The sequence below is a fragment of the Paraburkholderia sp. FT54 genome (assembly GCF_031585635.1).
Taxonomy (GTDB): Bacteria; Pseudomonadota; Gammaproteobacteria; order Burkholderiales; family Burkholderiaceae; genus Paraburkholderia.
This window is the reverse complement of record NZ_CP134195.1, coordinates 3,381,819-3,403,651: the sequence shown is the minus strand read 5'-3', so window position 1 is coordinate 3,403,651 and position 21,833 is coordinate 3,381,819. Positions and strand designations below refer to the sequence as shown.

The 21,833-nt window shown below is 58.5% G+C and carries 19 protein-coding genes; 10 read left to right on the top strand and 9 right to left on the bottom strand.

Annotated features, from left to right (window positions below):
• Window positions 1–1,542: 1,542 nt before the first annotated feature.
• On the bottom strand, window positions 1,543–2,565 hold the full coding sequence (locus RI103_RS15725) for a TniQ family protein (protein WP_310812855.1): 1,023 nt from the start codon (window positions 2,563–2,565) through the stop codon (window positions 1,543–1,545).
• On the bottom strand, window positions 2,562–3,374 hold the full coding sequence (locus RI103_RS15720) for an AAA family ATPase (protein ID WP_310812854.1): 813 nt from the start codon (window positions 3,372–3,374) through the stop codon (window positions 2,562–2,564). Before RI103_RS15720 ends, RI103_RS15725 begins: the two co-directional genes overlap by 4 nt.
• On the opposite strand from RI103_RS15720, the gene RI103_RS15715 reads away from it, so the two are divergent.
• The 4 genes from RI103_RS15715 to RI103_RS15700 all read left to right on the top strand — a co-directional run bounded on the left by RI103_RS15715 (window position 3,363) and on the right by RI103_RS15700 (window position 7,440).
• On the top strand, window positions 3,363–3,560 hold the full coding sequence (locus tag RI103_RS15715) for a hypothetical protein (protein ID WP_310812853.1): 198 nt from the start codon (window positions 3,363–3,365) through the stop codon (window positions 3,558–3,560). The two genes, RI103_RS15720 and RI103_RS15715, sit on opposite strands and share 12 nt — an antisense overlap.
• 774 nt (window positions 3,561–4,334) lie before the next feature.
• A complete protein-coding gene (locus RI103_RS15710) occupies window positions 4,335–5,039 on the top strand; it encodes a GntR family transcriptional regulator (RefSeq protein ID WP_409076948.1) in 705 nt (234 codons plus the stop codon).
• 78 nt (window positions 5,040–5,117) lie between these two features.
• Complete coding sequence (locus RI103_RS15705; protein WP_310812851.1) at window positions 5,118–6,530, top strand: MFS transporter; 1,413 nt, start codon at window positions 5,118–5,120, stop codon at window positions 6,528–6,530.
• A gap of 31 nt (window positions 6,531–6,561) precedes the next feature.
• On the top strand, window positions 6,562–7,440 hold the full coding sequence (locus RI103_RS15700) for an isocitrate lyase/PEP mutase family protein (protein WP_310812850.1): 879 nt from the start codon (window positions 6,562–6,564) through the stop codon (window positions 7,438–7,440).
• A 523-nt stretch (window positions 7,441–7,963) separates the two neighbouring features.
• Here RI103_RS15700 and RI103_RS15695 read toward each other — a convergent pair.
• The 6 genes from RI103_RS15695 to RI103_RS15670 form a co-directional block, all read right to left on the bottom strand.
• Complete coding sequence (locus tag RI103_RS15695; RefSeq protein WP_310812849.1) at window positions 7,964–9,118, bottom strand: IS110 family transposase; 1,155 nt, start codon at window positions 9,116–9,118, stop codon at window positions 7,964–7,966.
• A 426-nt stretch (window positions 9,119–9,544) separates the two neighbouring features.
• Window positions 9,545–10,273: a DUF6602 domain-containing protein gene (locus RI103_RS15690; RefSeq protein ID WP_310812848.1), complete on the bottom strand. Its 729-nt coding sequence runs from the start codon at window positions 10,271–10,273 to the stop codon at window positions 9,545–9,547.
• Complete coding sequence (locus RI103_RS15685; protein ID WP_310812847.1) at window positions 10,270–11,034, bottom strand: nucleotidyltransferase; 765 nt, start codon at window positions 11,032–11,034, stop codon at window positions 10,270–10,272. Before RI103_RS15685 ends, RI103_RS15690 begins: the two co-directional genes overlap by 4 nt.
• A gap of 176 nt (window positions 11,035–11,210) precedes the next feature.
• A complete protein-coding gene (locus RI103_RS15680) occupies window positions 11,211–12,401 on the bottom strand; it encodes a hypothetical protein (protein ID WP_310812846.1) in 1,191 nt (396 codons plus the stop codon).
• A protein-coding gene (locus RI103_RS15675; protein ID WP_310812183.1) for an IS5 family transposase occupies window positions 12,398–13,215 on the bottom strand; the annotation gives its coding sequence in 2 pieces (ribosomal slippage) (window positions 12,398–12,867 and window positions 12,867–13,215; 819 coding nt in all). Before RI103_RS15675 ends, RI103_RS15680 begins: the two co-directional genes overlap by 4 nt.
• A 61-nt stretch (window positions 13,216–13,276) precedes the next feature.
• Window positions 13,277–13,549: a hypothetical protein gene (locus RI103_RS15670; protein WP_310812845.1), complete on the bottom strand. Its 273-nt coding sequence runs from the start codon at window positions 13,547–13,549 to the stop codon at window positions 13,277–13,279.
• A 332-nt stretch (window positions 13,550–13,881) separates the two neighbouring features.
• Between RI103_RS15670 and RI103_RS15665 the strand changes: the two genes are divergently transcribed.
• The 4 genes from RI103_RS15665 (at window position 13,882) to RI103_RS15650 (ending at window position 18,504) form a co-directional block, all read left to right on the top strand.
• Entirely contained in the window at window positions 13,882–14,616 is a 735-nt protein-coding gene (locus RI103_RS15665; protein ID WP_310812844.1) for a hypothetical protein, read from the top strand.
• Window positions 14,617–15,006: 390 nt separating this feature from the next.
• The gene (groES, locus tag RI103_RS15660) at window positions 15,007–15,297 is read left to right on the top strand and encodes a co-chaperone GroES (RefSeq protein WP_025496518.1); all 291 of its coding nucleotides are present in this window, start codon (window positions 15,007–15,009) and stop codon (window positions 15,295–15,297) included.
• A gap of 55 nt (window positions 15,298–15,352) precedes the next feature.
• Window positions 15,353–16,996 carry a chaperonin GroEL gene (gene groL / locus RI103_RS15655; RefSeq protein ID WP_310812843.1) on the top strand — a complete coding sequence of 548 codons (1,644 nt, stop codon included), beginning with the start codon at window positions 15,353–15,355 and terminating at the stop codon, window positions 16,994–16,996.
• A gap of 144 nt (window positions 16,997–17,140) precedes the next feature.
• A protein-coding gene (locus RI103_RS15650) for an IS3 family transposase (RefSeq protein ID WP_310812641.1) occupies window positions 17,141–18,504 on the top strand; the annotation gives its coding sequence in 2 pieces (ribosomal slippage) (window positions 17,141–17,603 and window positions 17,603–18,504; 1,365 coding nt in all).
• A gap of 128 nt (window positions 18,505–18,632) precedes the next feature.
• Here RI103_RS15650 and RI103_RS15645 read toward each other — a convergent pair.
• Complete coding sequence (locus RI103_RS15645) at window positions 18,633–19,493, bottom strand: hydroxymethylpyrimidine/phosphomethylpyrimidine kinase (protein ID WP_310812842.1); 861 nt, start codon at window positions 19,491–19,493, stop codon at window positions 18,633–18,635.
• 288 nt (window positions 19,494–19,781) lie between these two features.
• Here RI103_RS15645 and RI103_RS15640 point away from each other — a divergent pair, with 288 nt between their 5' ends.
• Entirely contained in the window at window positions 19,782–19,952 is a 171-nt protein-coding gene (locus RI103_RS15640) for a rubredoxin (RefSeq protein ID WP_006047743.1), read from the top strand.
• Window positions 19,953–20,219: 267 nt separating this feature from the next.
• Window positions 20,220–21,632: a hypothetical protein gene (locus RI103_RS15635; RefSeq protein WP_310812841.1), complete on the top strand. Its 1,413-nt coding sequence runs from the start codon at window positions 20,220–20,222 to the stop codon at window positions 21,630–21,632.
• Window positions 21,633–21,833 lie beyond the last annotated feature (201 nt).

The window sequence follows — 21,833 nt, the reverse complement described above, 5'->3', positions numbered from 1 at the left end:
GCGAGGGGGCCGTGTGTCATTATCCGCCACGTTGGCCAGCGCTTGACGCCCGTCCCTGCGGGCGTCGTCCTCAACCGGGAAGGTTCTCTCGCTGAAAGCGATGAGTTTGAATCCGCTCCCCCTGGCACGCGGAATGGTAATGCCCCAATGCCAGCTTCCCGCTTGCTCGAAGACATGCAATTCAGGGGCAGTTGGCATGGAAGCATGAGAGGTCGTCATGGCGCATTCTCCCGTCATATTGCGACCGCGGACGCATGATTGCCGACGCTATATTTTCACTCTACAGCTTTTGCTGCTCTGCAGCATGTCGACTGTGGTAAAGATGTCAAATCATGAGGCGTCACAATTTCGAAATGATTCACCCTCCCGCGGACATGTGCGAACATGATTTGACGATCTTTTGATCTGACATGATTCAGGGGGCTCCATGGTTAGCCATTCGCTCATCTGGGCAGCGGTGCCACACAACAGTGACGGCGTCGTCTTCGAAGTTCGCATTGTCCACGGACCTCAACGTTTTCATGTATCGCGCCGCGTGCTCGAAAACGTGTTTGATCTCGAGCCCCCCGTTTCGGACGCGAGACAACTCGAACATTTCTATTTGTATCTGAATCGCATTCTGACTCAAGCCAGTACGAAGCGTTCAGTCCCCAGTTCAGACATGGTTCCACTTCAGGCGACCGATTTCACTTCAACGAGCAAGGAGCAACGCAGGTCAAGTCGGCATGCAGTGCCACGGCGTCTGGCCTAAGCGACGGCATTGGCACCCATGCAGCGCGTAGGGGCGAGCCGAACGATTACCGCCTCGGCTTGCGTCCGACCCGCCCTTCGACGAATCCATGAAAGTGAAGATTACCAATTGCACTCGCCCAGGCATTGACCCAGCAGGTTGCGAGCGCCTCTTCAACAGCCGAATCCGCGCGCATAAGACGGGCCATTGCGACACGTAGGCGTGCGAACGCGTATTCCCTGCGCGCACATTCCCGACACGGAACGAGTACGTCTTCACGCATCGCTGGCAAGCAAAAGGAAGCGACAGAAACGTAATGACGTAGAACGCGGTTAGTGCTTGATGGTGCCGCAAGGATATAAGTTCGCGGGCGCTATCTCGAACATGGCGAACAAACAGATAAAGGCGCAGGCTTTTCCACAGACGCATGATCTACAAACGAAGTGGGAAACCGCGAAAGAAGCATATGACCATAACGCCTCGCCAACAACACACGCTAACTTGGACGCTGCGTTCACTCTTTACAAGAAACACCTAGAGCTTATGTATGTCCATCAAGAGTGTTGGATTCTCAACGCAATCCCGTCGCAGCGAATCGAAAGGTGATTGATGCGGTTGTATTTTTGAGCTGACCTCTTGCAATTGCTCTGACTTACCTGACGCGCGAAGCGCCACCGATAATGAATATCGATCGGTCGTCGGAACTGTGGCGCCCATCCGAGACCGCGTTCTCATATCTAGCGTGCGTGCAGCTGATATAACGTTATAACAGTGGAAAACCTAGCAGTCTCATCTACTGTCTCAAAGCTCGGCTATCGACTTGAACGCATATTCTTGGCAGCCATCCACGCGAGCCAGCCCTTGCGATAAGCGCGAGCATCCACTAATGCATGATGCTCCCGGTTGTCCGTCCGATAGTGCCTCATCACGGCCTGATGATAAGTCGCCGTGTCGATCAACGGACGAAGATCGAGTGGCGTCGACGCTAAATTGCGTGGCCTTGCGTCGCCAGCGACTTCCAGTAAAAAACGGAAGTCTGTCGATGAGTCGCAAGCGGCTCGTACCGCCCGCGGAGAGGCAGCAAGCCAGTTGAGCAGGTTATTGCGAGCCTGCGCTAAGGAGATAGGATTACTGCTTGTTGGGAAATCCCTTTTCTGATCATCTTCGACGACACCGAACGCCCATACAAGACGCGCAAACGTGTCTGCTGTCACGCCGTCAAAACATGCTAGCGTCCGCTCCGAACCAGCCAGTCGAAAACGAACTTGACCGAGAAGGAACTCCATTTGATTGCTCGCTTCCAACTCCTGCCACGATGCAGGTTGACATTTCTGATCGGTTGACGCCAATCGGCTTCCGCATTCGCAGAAATCTATCGATGGTCTGCGCCAAGACAGCTTGCGGCCGCACCCGCATCGATCAAGAAGTTGGGTTTTATGTTCGGTGCAGCAGGTGATGATACTGATTGACCACGATGCTTTAGCCTTCTTGTAGATCTCAATGCACAGAGGGCAGATTTGCGGAACGTTCTGTCGTAGATGGTATGGACGAAGGAACTCGAGCGTGAGGAATCGTGCGGTATGGTGACCTTCTCTAAAATATCGCGCGACAAAGGCACGTTGCAATCGCGCCGGCGTGCAACCAAACATCAGAGCCAAGGCTCCCGAAGCCCGTGCCGGGATGTAGCAATGGCCGGGAGAAGCGAATGTGCGCGCCAGTTCGCTAAACGTGAGCCCATTTGCGGTCGCCATGCGAAGTGCGTACCCCATGCCATCTTCGTACAACTCGATTTCGTCCTGGTTGGGGTATGAGTTTGCATCTAGCAGTTGGGTCATACGAACGGGCTGCCTTTGCTCGACGCGTTTCCAACGTATCGTTGGTAAGCTAGAGCGAGATGCTCGATTTTCAGCGACTTTTCACCAGCGTCCACAGCGACCATTGCCGCCTCGATCAGAAGACCCTTTAGCGATCTGAAAACTCCTTTAGTGGCGCGGAAGACTGCCGTATGTTTTCTGGAAACCAGTGATAGATCGATCTCTGCCGAGCGGGAGACTATGGCATCCAGAACGCCGACCCAGTCTGCGTCATTCTGAAATTCTGGCAAATGATAAAGAGAGGACACTCGTGTCGACAGCTGCGGATCACCCGTCTCAATGCCTCGCAGCATTTCCGTTCCAGACAATAGAAACGGTAGCTGCGTAGCAGTCATCAACTGCTTTGTCCAGTCGATGATCGCTGGGCGGACGTCTTTTTTTGACGAAAGAAACACATGTTGATACTCGTCGAGAGCAATCAGCTTGATACCGCGCTCCTTGACAGCTGCCTTCAGAAGATCGAACACCTTCTTATTCGTTCGATTGGTGATGCGAGGCGGTATCACGTAGTTGAACCGTGCGAGCAGATCTGCCTGTATCTGTGCGACCGTAGGTTCTTCTTTCAGCGAGGCGCAGAGTACGGCGTTGGGGCGCAGAAATGACCAACCCATGAGATTCTGTTCAAGGCATTCGATCAAGAACGATTTTCCAGCGCCGGCTGCACCGAGAAGCGTCATCCCGAACGGTTCAGGAATGCTGAGGGTGAACTCGTCATCAAGACTGTGCGCCAGAACTTGCTCGTAGTGGAGGATGAAGGAATGGGGCAGCAACTGATTGAAGTGGCGCGAGCAGATTTCAACGGCGATGGCATCGAGGACGTTCTGATTTTTGAGTACGCCTGGGCCACCGGCGGGACATTTGGCGCGGGGAATATTCGGATTCTTACGCGGGAGAGTGCCGACGGTCTGTTCGAAGATGCTCCTGCTCCAAGACTGAAGCTAAGAAATCCCAATTGACGGCTTCTCGATGGAGAGTGGGTGGTGTTCCATAATATCTCCTGTTGCTAGGGAGGTGCTGAATTACTACTGTGCTTCTGGAAGCCGACGTCGGAGCCGTGCTGGGCGAACGACGATTCGCGTTGCTCGCTGTCGAGGGCATACCTCCGATAATCTATGCCCTAGGCGGTGATTGCGTAAGGCAGCGACCGGCCAGTTGCCGACCCTCGTTGGCGTACGCACGTGGCCAGTCAAACGGCTGCTCCACCTTGACAACCGACGTCTTAGGAGGGTGAACGAACCGCGCTTGACGGCGGCGCTGCGCTCACGGCGTGACGCAATCGTTATCGTTCCAAGTTGTGAGCAAGTCGGCCGGTCAGCCGCCGTCGCGCACAGCGCAAACAATGGCGGGAACGCGGCGCGCGAGAACAGCGCCGCGTTGCGGGCACCGGCTGCCTGTCTGCCTCCTCGCCTACCTGCTGGCGGCCGTTGAGACGTTCGACAGCCGCAGCATCTCCTCTCGTAGAACCAGAGATGTCGCGCGCAATGCTGCCCCGGGTCGGCGCCACCGAAAACAGCCGCATTTGCCCTTCACCAAGCCAGCAGGCCGTCGACCATCCGGAAGGGGCTTCCTGACGATCCGCACTGCTCGTATTAGAGTCCCGCCGCGCAAGGCACGCTACAGGTTGCATTGCAAAACCCGATAAAGAACCCCGCACTGCGGGAAATCCTCTACATCTCATCGCGTCGTGAATTGCATACAATGTCAGCCTAGACAGCCATGAAGAGGCCAAAATGGCGCTTGATACTCAGACTTTGCATACAATGCAGAATGAACCAGTGCGTTCAGCGGATGACGTCTACACCGCGATCAAGGACGCTGTCACCAGCGGCCAATATGGCGCAGGTGAATATCTGCGCGAGGAACAGCTTGCCAAGAGTCTGGGGGTGAGTCGCACGCCGGTACGCGAAGCCTTGCGGCGTCTCGATGCCGACGGGTGGGTTGAAACGCGCCCGAACTACGGCGTGCGCGTGAAAGCGTGGACCTTGCAGGATGCACGCGAGATCTTCGAGGCGCGTCTTCTGGTCGAGCCCTATCTCGCGGGACGCGCGGCCTTGTCCATCGGTGTTTCCGACATCGGGCGTCTCCAGACGCTGGCTGATGCGATGTTCGCGATCACACAACGCCCATCCACGCCTCAATCCAGCGAAGCGTGGTTCAGCGCGAACGGAGAGTTCCACGCAATTATCACGGCCGCCGGGAACAACGCGCGCCTCGACCGCTCGCTCAAATCGATGAAGGAAACGCCGCTCATCAAGTGGACCTTCGGCACGTATAGCGACGACGACCGCGTGCGCAGCGCACGCCAGCATTTCGAAATCGTTCGCGCGCTCGAGCAGCGCAACGCCGCGTGGACGGAAGCAGCCATGCGTTGCCACATTCTTGCCGCTGAAAACGCAGTGCTCGACCGCCGCGACCGGGAGCATCCCGCCTCCTGATTCAGCATGGTTTGGGCAGCAACAGCATCACGAGCAGTCATTCGATCGTCGCGACGACGACAACACTGGAGACGACACATGCTGAGCACAGATAGCACAACCGTACGCACCGTAAGCGCCGGTGCACGTCTCGACCGATTGCCGATCTCACGCTTTCACAGGCGCGTGCTGTGGCTGATTGGCGGGGGCATGTTCCTGGATTCGTTCGACATTTACCTTGCCGGCGGCGTGCTCGGCGCGCTCGCAAAGACCGGCTGGTCAACGATGCACCTGAACGCGGCGTTCCTCTCGTCGACGTTCATCGGCATGTTGATTGGCGCGTTTGCCGCCGGCGTGCTGGGTGACGCGAAAGGCCGCAAATTCACGTATCAATTCAATCTCGCAGTGCTCGGTCTCGCGTCGATCGCGGGCGCGTTTGCGCCGAACATGACGTGGCTGATTGTGTGCCGCTTTTTCATGGGCCTCGGCCTGGGCGCGGAGATCGTCGTCGGTTACGGATCGGTCGGCGAATTCATGCCGCCCACCGTGCGCGGAAAATGGTCAGCGTATCTGTCGCTCATCACCAACTCGGCGCTGTTCTTTTCGACGTTTCTCGGCTATCTGATCATCCCGTCGATCGGCTGGCGCGCTATGTTCGCAATCGTTGGCATCGGCGCGATGATCGTGTGGGTCCTTCGCAAAAAGATGCCCGAGTCACCGCGTTGGCTCGAATCGAAAGGCCGCTACGACGAAGCCGAAGCGATCCTGCGCGCAGCGGAGGAGGAGTCGGCGCACAATTCAACGTTGCCGCCCGTCGTCAATGCGCCGTACACCGTCACCAAGAAAACTACGTTGCTGGAGCTCTTCGGGCCCTCGCAGATCCGCCGCACGTTCGTGTCTATCATCGTGCAGGTTGCGATCAACATGGTGATTTACGGCTTCATCGTCTGGGTGCCAACGTTCCTGATGAAACAGGGCATCGGCATGGCATCGTCGCTGGGCTATACGGCGCTAATGTCGCTCGGCGGACCGGCAGGCGCGCTGCTAGGCGTACTTCTCGCCGACAAGGTCGGGCGCAAGAAGGGGCTCATCGCGGTGTCGGCGCTCGCGGCGGTGATTGGCTGGCTATACGGGCATTCCACCGGCATCGAAATGGCGACGCTGCTCGGCTTCCTGCTGTTCACGCTCACGTATCTGATGGTGGCGCTGGGCATTGCGACCTACATCCCCGAGCTCTTCGCCACGGAGAACCGCATGCGGGCAAGTGGCATCGCGGGTTGCGCCGGGCGCATTACAGGCATCTTCGCGCCGCAACTCGTCGTCATGATGTACGCGACGGGTGGTGTGAAGGACGTGCTGACGATGATCATCGGCGCGCTGGTCGTGTTGGCGGTCGTCCTTGCAGTGTTCGGTATCGAGACGAATCGACGCTCGCTCGAGGACATTGCGCCTTCGATCGACACGAACGATGCACTGCCGGCGTCATCGCTTTCACATGAATCGCAACGTTGAAACTTCACTTCACTCGTTAAACAGGACACGTATGAGCGTCACACAGCAAAGCAAGCGTCAAGCGTTGAAAGCGCGGTTCGCGCGCAGGGAGATTGTCACTGCGCCCGGAATCTTCGACATGATCTCCGCGAAGATGGCCGACTCAATGGGCTTCGAGTGCCTCTATATGACGGGCTTCGGCACCGTAGCGTCGTACCTCGGTCTGCCGGATGCGGGTCTCGCGACCTACACCGACATGGTCAATCGCGTCGCGGCATTCTGCGGCGGCACGAACACGCCGATGATCTGCGACGGCGACACGGGTTATGGCGGATTACTGAACGTCGCGCATACCGTCCGAGGTTATGAGCAAGCGGGAGCGGCAGGCATTCAACTCGAGGATCAGGAATTCCCGAAGAAATGTGGCCATACACCGGGGCGGCGGGTGATCCCGGTCGAGGATATGGTGCGCAAAATCAAGGTTGCCGTGGAAAACCGCAGCGATCGCGATTTCCAGGTCGTCGCACGCACCGATGCACGTACATCCCTCGGCCTCGATGAAGCGCTGCGTCGTGGCGAGGCGTATGCGAAGGCTGGTGCGGATGTGCTGTTCATCGAATCGCCGGAAAGTATCGAGGAACTCGAAACGATCGGGCGAACCTTCAATGTTCCGTTGCTGGTGAACGTCGTCGAAGGTGGACGGACGCCGCAGCTTGCGCCCCATGAGTTGCAGAAGCTCGGTTTCTCTCTCGCGATCTATCCGGCTTCAGGCTTTTTAGCCGTCGCGAAGGCGCTCAAGGAGATGTACGGGCAGATTCTGGCGCACAGGAGCACGGAAGCCGCCGCCGACGCGATGTATCCGTTCTCCGAGATGTGCGAGTTGATGGGTTTCCCCGAAGTGTGGGCGTTCGATCGCGCACACGCAGACTAAGACCTCGAGCAGGGCATCCCTCTCGTTGCGCCGCCCAGCGCCAGCATAGACTTTGACTTTGCGGTCGCCGCCATTTTTTGCGGCGCGCCGCATAAGAGACTTCAGCGGCCAATGAATTGTGGGACTGAGTGTCAAGCCGAACGGCCGTTGCGATCCGGAAGCTGTCGGTGATTTGTGCGGGCCTGAACGGCGGTTGAGGGTCGTCTTCTATGAGCAGTGAGTTGTCAAGTGCTGGTCAGCTTTGTGTTGATGTTCAGATCATAAGGGGCTCCTCGAGTATGGGCTGGCACGATCCATATTCGTAATGTCGGGTTAGAGCCGTCTCCTGCGCACGTGAGATCCAACGTCTCACCAACTTCTATCCGCCGGTGTTGTACCGGCCACATCCCTTATGCGCGTTGCGCCGGACAGTGCGATCCGGGAGATGCGCCCCATCTAAGGATCAGTTGCGTTGAGCAACCCGCCGACCCTACGGGCACATCACACTCTAACCTTCAGAACGTCGAGCTATCTGGGCGTGGTTTCATGCCGGCTTGAACTGGGCGCCGTCGGGAATGATTCCGTCTTTCAGGAAACGCCACAATGCAATCGCGAGGCGCCGGGCGACCGCAACGATCGCGATGCGACGCGCGCGGCGATTCGGGCCGGTGCCTCGCGTGCGCTCGTCGAACCACCGCGCCAGCGCACTGTCGGGCTGGTATCGCAGCCAGCACCAGGCCATCTCGACAAGCTGGCTTCGTACGCGTCGGTTTCCCTGTTTGCTGATGCCTTGATCGACACGGCTTTGACCGCTGTCGTATGGCTGCGGCACGAGTCCCACGCATGCACCAAGCTGGCGACGGTTGTTGAACTGGCGCCAAAACAGTTCAAGCACGAGGCGTGTTGCTCCAATGTTGCCGACACCCTTGAGCCGACTGAGGTAAGTGATCCGCTCACGCACGGGGGCAGGCAGACGTTCCTGGAGCGTGCGCTCAATCGCAGCGAGTTGCTGTTCCGCGAGCTCGAGGCGCGCGCATTCGCGCACTAGCCGTTCGCGCAACTCGTCCGGCAGTGGTGTGCCGTCGTAACAGGCGAGCTCACCGCGTCTAAGTAGTCCGGCGAACGAGCGGTGGTTGACGTTATCCCAGCAACCGAGCGTGACGAGCAGTTTGCGCATGCGGTTGCGGTGTTGCAACACTTCTTTCTGCAACTGTCCGCGATCGCGAATCAGATGACGCGAGGCTTCATCCTGGACAGAGGGCACACGCACCACGCGCATGCGGTCGCGCTCGCCATGAAGCCATGCCCGCAGGTTGGTGACGAGTCTAATGACATCTAGCCGGTCCGTCTTTGCGCGCCGTTTGTGGCGCTCCACAGGAATGCTCGCGGCATCGACCATATAACAATCGATGCCGCGAGAGCACAGCGCGCGATGGATCCAGAATCCGTCCTGCCCGGCTTCATAGCTGACGACTACGCGTACCTGCGAGGGCAGCGACCACTTATGCTTTTGCTGCGCGATCAGATCGAGAACGGCCTGGAGTCGCACGTTTGGCTGCGGTGCGCTGACCGTGTGGACCGCCGGCTGCTCTCTAAGTCCGTCGTGAAGCGCGACCTTCCACTTGGCGGCGGACAGTTCGAGCGACACGGCGAGAATAGCTTCGCCAGCGTCGGATCCAGTAACGTGATTTTTGTCCATAATGCCCTCCATTGAGCAAGCCTTGACCCGTCAATCTTACGACTCGGGCCTTGGCGACTCTCACGCTACATAGGATCTACGGAAGTTCGGCTGTCATCCCAAAGCGCTCGCCCTCGCGCAGACCTTTTACTTCCTTAGCCGGCTATGAGCTGTCGTTCGCTGGCACCAACCTTTTGACATCCGACAGGCCGCTCGGCCTCTAAAAGCGGACGCCCACGCGCTCCGCGACGACTGCCTAATCGTTTTATTTAAAACGGCAAGCCTGCGCGTTGACGCAGCGCATTTGCAACGACAACGAATGGGAGAGTCGGTTGCCGACAGATCCGATCGTACAGACGGGTCATGTTGCTCACCCCAGTGGCCGGTAGGCATGCCAATTTCTGCGTCATCGGTTCGATTGTCGGCGCGGCAGTCGGGGCCCTGATGCTAGTCCGCAAGCCAATGGGCGTAAGCCCGGATGTCGATCATCGGCACCGTGCCGATCTCTTGCAACTTCGCGATGAGCTCCAGCAGGAAGGCTGTTGCAGGCTTGCTCTGCGGTGAAATTGTCACTGTTCCTTGATCGTCACAGCTGAACAGGCCGTGAGACGCCACACAACCGATATTCAACCGATTGTTCACATTCGCCGGCTGAACCTGAAGCGCCTCGACCAGTGGTTGACCCAAGGGCGGCTTCCAGTCGCTTTCAAACGTCAGTAGACCGCCGATAACATGGTGGAGCGGTTTGGCGGCCGCGACGCCTTTGAGCCAGGGAACGGGCATGCTCGTGCGCTCCAGGCGCCGAACGCTCTCTATCTTTTCCTGAGCGTATTTCACCTGCCCGGCGTTGATCGATTGCTTTGCTTCGAAAACGGCATATACGCTTTCGGCCGGGATAACCAGTTGGTCGTTGTGTTCGAAGATCAACGGCGTGTACTGCCGGTCAAAAATGACAATGTCCATTTGCTGGCTGAACCCGTCCTTGCTATCGACGACATGCGCCGTTGCCGCCTGATACCGACGCGGCAGATACGTTTCGAGCAGATCCAGCCATGCTTTTTCGCTTGCGTCACCCTTCGTTCCGGGATGACCGAAAGACTGCCGCGACACGGCAAGGCTTTGCTGCACCTTATCGTGCAGACCTGACAGCAGCGTTTGAAGGGACCATTCACTCATCGAACCAAGTTCTCCCAAGATCCCTGCAGGGACGTCGCGGCTGCCTTGCTGATCACCTGCTTTTCAGCTGCGGTCAGATCATCTGAAATGCTGTTGTTCATGTTGGCTGGATCGACGATCTGCGCCGTTGGCAGATAGTCTCGAAAATGCTCCAAGCACTTCGCAACGCGGCGAGAGAGGGGCGCCAAGAATTCAAACTGCAACGCCTTGATGACGGCGAGTTCGACATAAAACGAGGGAAAGTCCAGGCCTTTCTGATTGCGCCACAGTTTGATGATCCGGGTTTCCTGTTGCCTCCCCGCCGCAGTGACATGCGCAATGTGCGTGTCGATGTTAGTCTTCTTCCATGTGTCTTTGCGCCGGACATAGAGGCTATGATCGCTCGTCAGGTAGTTTTGCCGTTTCGCGGGCACCAGATCAACGTCGAAGCCATTGACCCTCATGTTGATGGACACGTTTTGCCGCTTCGGCGCGTATCCCTGTTCCTTGAGACGCGCAAAAAGCTTTTCGTAGACCTCCTTCAGGGTCTCAGGTGTCTGATCTGACAACGATATGAAAAGGTCGATGTCGGTTCCCGATGCATTGGCCGTGCCCTTGGAAAACGAGCCGCTCGGCCGGACGTCGAGGAGATATCGGTTTGCCCACTCATTAAGGAGCGGTTGGATCGTCGCTTGGACATTCCACAGAGGCGAAAATATGCTCTTGTCGACGGCTTCCCGGTTGAGGATAGTCGTTAGATAGGCGTCTGCGTCGATGCTCATAGGCTCGGTCCGGTTGCTCTCGATGTTTAAGCAGCTATCGAGATCGTATGGAGAAACCGTTCCACTTTCAACTTTTCGAGGATTTGAGCGTATCCGCGTCGCAGCGGACCGGACTCTATTCGCTTGCGCCTGCAGGGCAGCGCGGCGTTCCGGCCGTCCGGTGACTATCCCTTTCTTCAACCCGCTTTGGGCGGCTGCCATCCCAAAACAGGTCCGACATGCACCGAAATGCCGTAGGCAAATGAATCCTGCTTATAAGGAGCCCCACAATAGAGGATGGCCACGCATTCTTCAGCGAGCATTTTGTAAATACCATTTTCAGTTCCGCAGCTGTATAGCAACGCCACACTGAAAAGTTTCTCGCCGTGGGAAGCATCGACGGTCATATAGAGTGCCTCATCGTCAGGCTCGTTGACTTTCACATTCCAGCCAGCATCGCGTAAAGGACGAACCAAATCAGTCATACATTGCCGGGAAAGGAGCCCCTGACGGAGCAGGACGCCATTGTCTGCCGGCAATGGTGGAACTAGGCGCCCATATTTTCGAAAATGATCCTGTTCGGCGAGCTTCAGCTTCATCTGAACATCGCCCCGAAGCAGCGCCTGTTGCCATAGCAAGGTGCTGTCGTCATTCATGTCCGGGAGAAAAAACGAGACGCTATGAGAGGCGTCGTACCAAGATTCGATGGCTGCAAGTGTCGCAAGCGCGACCACCATCCGAGCGAAATTCGCCGGTTGCTGCCATGACGCCGCGGTGCCGTGCGCAAACATGTGCCGATTCAGCCAGGTCACCCCTCTGTATTCGTCGGTATTGCAAAAAAAATGATTCTTGAGCCACCTCCGAAATGTCTCAAAGGCGAAAACACGCTCGTCCTGCCCGAATAGATAGTCACAAGTCTTATATTCTGGCGGCACCCACATGCGGTCAAAATGGAGCTGTGCAGCAGTTTCGATCGCGCGGTTCACTGCATGATCAATCTTGTCCGGGGCGGTAGCTTTAGTCTCGAGATCAGAGACAATTCTTGTCAGACTGCCTTCGATCGCCGGTATCAACGCTCCGACACTGGTAGCCCAATAGCCGCTATATGCGCCTAGATAAGCTTCCCGCGCCAACGGCACGATCTCTTTAAGGCTGCGAGCAAGAGGCAAGATCTGTTCGATGCAAATCGCTTGGAAGGCCAATGTATAAAGCGTTGACGTGTGGTATTTGAAAAGATCGAGCGCCCGCTCTCTCGTCACATGTCTGACGGAGGCAAGCAGCTTAGATATTTCACCCATTGGTAGCCATAGCGGCATAAACCACTCGACCTTGTCCCAAAGAGCGGCTTGATCGTCGTGTTGTGTTCGCCTTATTAGAGACGGTTTCATAAAGACTGTTGAGCTCGCTGAAGGGTGTTCCAACAGATCAAGCAACAGCCGAGTTTGAGGAACGCTTCATGGATGTCAGCGCGACGTTCGAAGCGAATACGTAGACGACGGAAATGATGCAGCCAGGCATGTGTACGCTCGACAACCCAACGGACTTTGCCAAGGCCACTGCCGTGCGGGTGGCCACGCCGCGCGATGCTAGTGGGAATACTGCGCTCATGGAGAGCGCGTCGGTATTTGTCGTGGTCGTAACCTCGGTCAGCGTAGACACGGCCAGGACGGCTCAGCGGCCGCCCGCGCCTGCCGGCGATCGGTACGATGGCCTCAATCAACGGCACGAGTTGGGTGACATCGTTACGATTGGCGCCAGTCAGGATTGCCGCGATGGGCGTTCCGTTGGCATCGGTGGCGAGGTGGTGCCTGGATCCGGGTCGCGCTCGATCGGTGGGGTTCGGACCAGTTTTTCGCCCGCCCCAACCGCGCGAATCGACGACGAATCCACGACCACGCGCGAGAAGTCGATCTTGTCCATCGCTCGCAACCTCGCCAGAAGCACTGCGTGCAATCGATCCCATATGCCGGCTTGTTGCCAATCGCGTAGCCTTCGCCAGCAACTGACGCCGGAGCCGCATCCCATTTCTGCTGGCAAATCTCGCCACCGGATACCGGTCTTTAGCACGAACAGGATACCGGTCAGCGCAGCCCGATCCGGAACTGGCTTGCGGCCCGGATACTTGAAGCGGCGTGGCTTCGCTGGTGGTAGCAGTGGCTCGATCAGTGTCCACAGTTCGTCGTCGATGATTGGTTTGCCCATCTCCTCGATCCTGTTACCACAACGATCGAGGTTAACAGGTTGCGTTACGGGTTAACAGCCCCTACGAAGCCTTTTTGAAACCGTTTCTTAGCCAGTTCTCGTCGCCGGAAACCGGAATGGTGGGGAAGCATGCTTTGCCACCTTCGACGGTCAGGACAATGCACGGCGTCGGATGGAAGACCCCGACATCTGCAAGCTTCGCGACCGGATTGATGAGCCTCTTGTCGCTAGCCCATCTTTCAATGAGTTTTGGCGTCAAAGCGTTCAGCGACGACCCATTCCGCGCGCGTCGCCAAATTCCATTGAATTTGTCCTCGATATTGGAGAAAGACATTCAATCCGTCCAAAGTGCAATCGTAGTTAATTTTGTTCAGCAATTTACCACCGGTTTCTGGGCTCGGCTGCCGCTGAGCATGCGACTAAACGAACGTTCGCTCCACCTTGACAAGGCACGATACGTCGCCCTGAGTCGATCGGCTGCATCACGCCCTGGGGCACTCAGCCAAGCTTTCTGATGTATGACCTTGAAAGCCCTCGGAATGCGGTCGGTAGGCAGCCCTTCTACTCCACGGCCAGTTACTCGTTTTTCCGTCCGTCCTGATCGCTCGAGCGTATGGTCCGCTAAGACGCAGTAGCATGACGCCATGCCGACTAATCGATACCGCTATGCCCCTGCCGATTGTGTACAAAGTTAAGCTACCTCGCGCCGCGTTGCTGAGCATGCCCAAACAACGCAGTTCTGCATTGTTGCGCGTCGGCTTGTTCATGAACGAACTGAACTGGCTAGTGAGATTGCTGCTTATAGCGCGCATACCTAACGGCGTGAGCGAGCCAGAGCATCGGGCCACTATTTCCTTGGCATTGCTGATCATCAAATTGCTGGCGGGCAAAATGCACGAAGGCTGGGGAAAACTCCGCAATGGCATCAACGACCTTGTTTATGCATCGCTGTCTGCTGAGGGGCGTGATATACAGCGCCAACTCGCGACGCGCCTCGCCAAGGGTTCGATCATTCAAGGTCTCCGAAACTGCCACGCGTTTCACTACTCAGCTGAACTCTCAGTTTCTGATCTTGAAATCTTGCCGTTGAGTGATGACGAACTGGTGGTCTACATGAGTGAAAGCCACGGCCATAACCTATTCCATCTGTCTGAACTTGCAGCAATAGCGAGTTTGCACGGCTTGGCGGGGAAGAGTGATGCCAGTGCATCGTTCGAGACCGTTATGGAGGAGGTCGTGAAGGTGGCGGGCTTGTACAGCGACTACCTTTACGCCGTCGTTATCGCGTTGCTCGGTGATGAATTGATCGAGCAACTGAATCCAGAGCGAATTTACGAGGGAAGCGACAGAGTGGCGGCCTCAGGCCGCATCATGTTTTTCGAACTTCCCGAGAATGAATGACAAATGTAATTGATCGTTGGGGTTTACCCCTGACCGCAAGTCAATCGCTGCGTTTTTGTGGCGCGACGTCGGAAAAAACCACTAGGTGTCTAGCGGCGTGCGCAAGCCTGCAGCGCGACGGTCGAATTATAAGCCATTGTTTTTATGGAAAATTAATTTTCGCGGCGGTGTTGGGCGCATGTCGCGGGTTCAGACTTAAGCGAACAAAGTTCAAAGTTAGGTGAATCTCGACACGAATCTCGACCCAACAACACTATCCCTTCTTGAATTTGTCACCACCCGTCCATATAATTAGCACTCGCTGCACGAGAGTGCTAACAACATCGCCGGTTGGCTCAGCCAGCCGGGTTTTCTCAGCGTTCTTCAGTCTCAATCAAGAGAGGAGTATGTATGAACCTTCGTCCTTTGCATGATCGCGTGATCGTCAAACGTCTGGATCAAGAAACCAAGACCGCGTCGGGCATCGTGATCCCCGAAGCCGCAGCAGAAAAGCCGGATCAAGGCGAAATTCTGGCAGTCGGTCCGGGCAAGCGTGACGACAAGGGCGCCCAAATCGCGCTCGACGTGAAGGTTGGTGACCGCGTCCTGTTCGGCAAGTACGCAGGCCAGACCGTTAAGGTCGACGGCAGCGAACTGCTCGTGATGCGCGAAGAAGACATCATGGCCGTGGTGCAAAAGTAAGCGGCAAGTCGCTACTTTTCCCGGTCATATCTTAAAGAATTCAAGGAGTTAGAAGATGGCAGCTAAAGACGTCGTATTCGGTGATTCCGCCCGTGCCAAGATGGTTGAAGGCGTGAACATCCTCGCGAACGCTGTGAAGGTCACGCTGGGCCCGAAGGGTCGCAACGTTGTCCTGGAACGCAGCTTCGGCGGCCCGACGGTCACGAAGGACGGTGTGTCGGTCGCGAAAGAGATTGAACTGAAAGACAAGCTCCAGAACATGGGCGCGCAAATGGTCAAGGAAGTCGCTTCCAAGACCAGCGACAACGCAGGTGACGGCACCACGACCGCAACGGTCCTGGCTCAGTCGATCGTCCGCGAAGGCATGAAGTACGTTGCATCGGGCATGAACCCGATGGACCTGAAGCGCGGCATCGACAAGGCTGTGTTCGCAGCAATCGAAGAACTGCGCAAGATCAGCAAGCCGTGCACGACCAACAAGGAAATCGCACAAGTCGGCGCGATTTCGGCAAACAGCGACTCGTCGATCGGCGATCGTATCGCTGAAGCCATGGACAAGGTCGGCAAGGAAGGCGTCATCACCGTTGAAGACGGCAAGTCGCTGCAAGACGAGCTGGACGTGGTCGAAGGTATGCAATTCGACCGCGGCTACCTGTCGCCGTACTTCATCAACAACCCGGACAAGCAAGTTGCCGTGCTCGACAACCCGTTCGTGCTGCTGCACGACAAGAAGGTGTCGAACATCCGTGATCTGCTGCCGGTCCTGGAACAAGTGGCCAAGGCTGGCCGTCCGCTGCTGATCATCGCAGAAGACGTCGAAGGCGAAGCGCTGGCTACGCTGGTGGTGAACAACATCCGCGGCATCCTGAAGACGGTTGCTGTCAAGGCTCCGGGCTTCGGCGATCGTCGTAAGGCCATGCTGGAAGACATCGCGATCCTGACCGGCGGTCAAGTGATTGCTGAAGAAACCGGCCTGACGCTCGAAAAGGCAACGCTGGCTGAATTGGGTCAAGCCAAGCGTATCGAAGTGGGCAAGGAAAACACGACGATCATCGACGGCGCTGGCGAAGGTGCGAACATCGAAGCACGTGTGAAGCAAGTTCGCACGCAAATCGAAGAAGCAACGTCGGACTACGACCGTGAAAAGCTGCAAGAACGCGTTGCCAAGCTGGCAGGCGGCGTTGCAGTGATCAAGGTCGGCGCTGCGACCGAAGTTGAAATGAAGGAAAAGAAGGCACGTGTCGAAGACGCACTGCACGCAACGCGCGCAGCTGTGGAAGAAGGCATCGTGGCTGGCGGCGGCGTCGCGCTGATCCGCGCACGTACGGCAATCGCCGGCCTGAAGGGCGCTAACGCCGATCAGGACGCAGGTATCAAGATCGTGCTGCGCGCAATGGAAGAGCCGCTGCGCCAGATCGTCACGAACGGTGGCGAAGAAGCCAGCGTCGTGGTGGCAGCTGTTGCTGCTGGCAAGGGCAACTACGGCTACAACGCAGCAACCGGCGAGTACGTCGACCTGGTTGACGCAGGTGTCGTGGATCCGACGAAGGTGACGCGCACGGCGCTGCAAAACGCAGCTTCGGTCGCTGGCCTGCTGTTGACCACCGACGCAGCTGTTTGCGAACTGCCGAAGGAAGATGCTCCGATGGGCGGCGGCGGAATGCCGGGCGGCATGGGCGGCATGGGCATGGACATGTAAGTTCAATTGGGCCTCGTTACGAGGTCCAGTTGGAAGCACATGGGGAGGTGCGCCGCGAGGCGTGCTTTCCGAAAGAAAAAACCCGCAGCAATTGAACTGCACCCCAAAAGTTGGACACCGATCCAACCTTTTGGGGTGTTTTTCATGACGAAGTACAGTGAGCAGTTAAAGCTGAAGCTGGTGAAGCAGTACGTGGCCGGTTCGGCTGGTGTCGAGGTACTTGCAAAGCGGTATGGAGTGAGTCGCTCGGTTTTACAGCTGTGGATTTCGGCCTACGAGCAACATGGACGGGACGGACTGCGCAAGAAATTCAGTCACTATGACGCGCAGTTCAGGATGTCGGTACTCATGCACATGTGGCAGAAGGATTTGCCATACCGGCAGGTGGCTGCGGTGTTCGACATCCGCAGTCCGGGCTGCATAGCGCAATGGGAACGCCGGTATCATGAAGGCGGTATCGACGCACTGGCGCCTCGTCCACGATGGCGCCGCAAAACCATGACCCAGCCAGTTCCTGAAAAGCCGACCGAAGACAGTGCGCCAGATAAGCGCACGCGTGAGCAGTTGCTCAAGGAAAACGAGTACCTGCGCGCGGAGGTGGCCTATCTAAAAAAGCTCGATGCCCTGCTTCAGGCAAAGAAGCAGGGCGTGCAGAAGAAAAAGCGCAAATAGTGCAGGAGCTCCGGCAGCACCACCCGATGCCCGCTTTGCTGAAGGCAGCGGGTCTGGCGCGCAGCACGTTCTATTACCAGTTGAGCGTGCCGGATGCCGGTGAGCGGCACAAGGACCTCAAAACCCGCATCAAGACTGTGTATGAACGCCACAAGGGCCGTTATGGCTACCGGCGCATCACGGCGGCGATCCGGCAGGCAGGCCCGAGCGTGAACCACAAGACGGTGCAACGTCTGATGGGAGAACTGAAACTGAAATCGCTGGTGCGCGCGAAGAAATACCGCTCATGGCGCGGCGAAGTCGGCCGTATTGCGCCGAACCTGTTAAACCGCGAGTTCAGCGCACAGCAGCCCAATCAGAAGTGGGTGACGGACGTGACGGAGTTCAACGTGCTGGGTCAGAAGCTGTATCTCTCGCCGATCATGGATCTGTATAACGGCGAGATCGTGGCTTATCAGATGAACACCCGACCGGTCTTCGATCTGGTCAGCAGCATGCTAAAAAAAGCGCTGGCAAAGCTTGGTCCCCAGGAGACCCCGCTGCTGCATTCAGACCAGGGCTGGCAGTACCAGATGCCTGCTTACCGGAGGCTGCTGGATCAACACGGCCTGACGCAGAGCATGTCGCGCAAGGCAAACTGCTACGACAATGCGGCAATGGAAAGCTTCTTTGGCACGCTCAAGGCGGAGTTCTTCCGGCTGAGCAGGTTTGAAAGTATCGACGAGTTGAAGGCTGGCATCAGACAATACATTCACTACTACAACCACAAACGCATCAAGCTCAAACTGAACGGGCTGAGTCCTGTGATGTACAGAACCCAGCCCGCTCAAACCTGAACTCAAACTGTCCAACTTTGCGGGGTCAGTTCACAATGCGGGTTTTTTTATGGGCGCTCGCCGCAGGCTGAAGCGCCCGGACCAGAGCGACAGCGGTCGCTCGCGCGGCCAATGCCGCGCGCCAGCCATCAGTGGCGGGCTTCGCCCGGTGCTGCGTCCTTGCCGGCTGCCGGCGGCGTTTCGTCGTCGCTGCTGCGCGCCCAAAAGAACCGATCCGGCATATACGCACCCATGCCCGGCCGGAACGCGTTGCGCAGCGCCTGGTACAAATACTCCTGCGCCTCGCGCACCGCTTCAGCGGGCTCCTGACCATTGGCCAGCAACGCGGCGATCGCCGAGCCCAGCGTATCCGTCAAGCCCATGATCCGATGGCTGCCGCGGTCCCACATGTCCTGACGCAACTGGCCGTCTTCGCTGAAAAGCGTATTGACGTGCCGATGCGTGCCGGTTTCCGTCGACAGAATGTATTCGCAGCCTTGCGACAGCAAGTGCGAGATGGCGGCGTCGAGGCTCGGTGCTTCAGCGTCGCCGTCTGGCTGGGCGAGCGCGAGCAGCGTGGCCGAATCGGCGACCAGCAACGTGGTTTGTGGGGCGAGCAGATCGGCGATGGCTTCGCGCAGTTCGTCGGCGGACAGCACATGCTCGTCGTCGAGCGTGAAATCGGGGGCGAGAATCAGCGGAATGTCGTCGTAATCGGCGACGACTTCGGCAATTGCGCTCACCACTTCCGCGCGGGTGCAGGCGCCGACCTTGAAGGCGGCGATCGGCATGTCTTCGAGCAGCATCCGGGCCTGGGTCGCGACTACTTCAGGGTCGAGCCCGGTGACTTCGTCGCAGCTGGCCGAGTCGCGCACGGTGTAGCCCGTGAGCACGGAGACGCCATGACAGCCCATGCTGGCAAGAGTCATCAGGTCGGCTTGCAGGCCGGAGCCGCCGGTGGGATCGGAGAGGCCGAAGGTGAGGACGATCGGAGGCGTGTCGCTGGGCATGAAGATTGACAGAAAGGAGCTAAATTTAGGCGCAGAGAGTGCGCAATCGACTCAATTATGCGGCCTAAACCGTCGGGAGGGCGTTTTTTCGCATCCCGCGACGCGTCGCGGCAAGCAGGCGTCGGCCGACGCGGCACGGCGCCGCAACCACCGTGCCGACCGACGCAAACGGCATAGCCGAAGGCCGTCGCACATTACGATTGCGCGTTTCTGATTGCTAGGCATTGGGGCGGCAACACGGTACCATCATGGCTCCCGTTTCCACGGACTCTACGACGCGACACAAGAATGGAATATCAAAGCTGGATGTGCCTGATTTGCGGCTGGATTTACGACGAAGAAGCCGGTTTGCCGGACGAAGGCATTGCGCCGGGCACGCGCTGGGAAGACGTCCCCATTAACTGGACTTGCCCGGAGTGCGGCGCGCGCAAGGAAGATTTCGAGATGGTCCAGATCTGAAGTCCGGGAGCAGCTGGCATGCCGGCGCGGGTGCGTGCCGCATGCCCGCGGCGCGGCCTTGGCGTGGTCTTTCGCAACCGGCGTGGCGCGCCGATCGGACGCACCCGGTGCGTTGTGCAGTTTGCCCCTACGTGTCGACGCGGAATGTCTTCGGCCGCACCGTGTCGCAACGTTAGTCTGTCATTGTCCTGTCGCCGGTTCGCGCGTTAGCCGATCAGTCTGCGTGCGACGCGAGGCGACGGCCCGTCAGCTTCGTGTCGCCTGCCCATGACTCTTCAATTCGCTGCACCCGTTTCCTTCGACGCCTTGCCGAATCCGCGCGGCGGCGCTGTGCGTCCCGCCGAGCTTGCGTTGGCCGAGGCGCTGCTGGCATTCGAACAGCATAGCGAGAGCACCTCGGCGCTGCTGCGTGCGTCACACGCATTGCGCGGAGCCGGCTGGCTGAGCGCACAGCGCTTCGCTGACGCGCTGGTGCGGCTCTCGCCGCTCTCGGAAGGCGACCCCGCCGACGCGGTGAACGTGCGGCCCGTGTTCGGCGCGGCCCTGCGCGACTTCCGCGCCGCGCTCGAGCGTCACAATCTGCGTGAGCTGTCCTGCTCGCCCGTCCTGTTCAATCACTACCGGGCGCTCTGCACGCATCTGGCCGAGCACACACCCGGTTCGACCGTGGCGTTCGAAGATCTCGCGTTGACCGCGCGGCCGGTGCCGCCGGTCTCGCTGCACGCGCAGTCCGCTGATCAACTGGCCCATTTGCGGGCACGCTACGAACGCGCGCTACTGCCGGTGCTGCGCTCGCAGGCCGATACTGGCAGTGCGGCGGCGCTGGCGGTCACCAACGCAGCGCTTGACGAGCTGGACGCCGTTTTCGGCGAACTCGCCGGCCCGGACCCCTACGATTTCTGGCGCCTCGCCAAAGCCTGCGCGAAGGCTTTGCGAGTCGGCGGCCGCGCCACCGGCGACACCGACGCGCGCCGTTTCTACGCGCGTTGCAACCTCGCGTTGGCCGATCACGCGCGCGGCATCGAGCTTGCGCCGCGTTCCCTCGTGCGCGCGACGCTCGCGCTGCTGTGGCGCGATTACGCCTTATTCGGCGCCGCCGCGGAAGACGCCGACCAGGTGGAGGTGCTGCACGACTACGGTTTGACCGTCGACTGGCACGTCGCGGGCACCCAGGCATCCGAAATGCTTTGGGAGGCGGGCGCGGTGCAGGCCCAGGCCATCAGCGCCATCCACGGTGCATTGACGCGCGAGTTGGGCGTGTTGACCGTCAATGCGAACGCCTACGAAGATTTCCTGCAAACGGCGGATGCCTCGATCTCCGCGCTGACCGAGCATGCCCGGGCGGCCGACCAGCCGGAAAAAGCCGATCCCAGCGAAGCGCTGCAAGCGGGTGATGCCGCCTACCGGCTCGGCTCCGCCGCGTGCGCCCTCGGCCTCGGGCACGTGGCGCTGCTGGCCGATGCGCTGGGGCTCGCGTGGCGCCGTCGCGCGCATGCGGGCGTGTCGACACCCGCGGTGCGCGCGCATGTGATCGTCGCCGCACCGGCGGCGAGCACGCTCGAGCAGGCTGCTGAAGCCCTGCGTGCCACGTTGCACAAGGTCGCCGCGGGTGTTGCGCCGCCCGGTGGCAACACCGCGCTGGCCGCCTTGACGCATTCGATCGAGCAGGGCGGCGCGTGAGCGATATGCGCGGCAGGTTCTTTGGCGCGTCGGACCGGCTGTCGGCCGGCCGCAACGGGCCGCGGTGACGCGACTCGAGCGTGCGCAACCGGCATGCCGCGCAACACCACGAGATGGCACCGTGGCGAGCGCCCGCGTGCGTGATAGAGTGCAACTTGATCCGCCGTCGATGGCTCGCGGCACGCTTCATGGCACGCATCG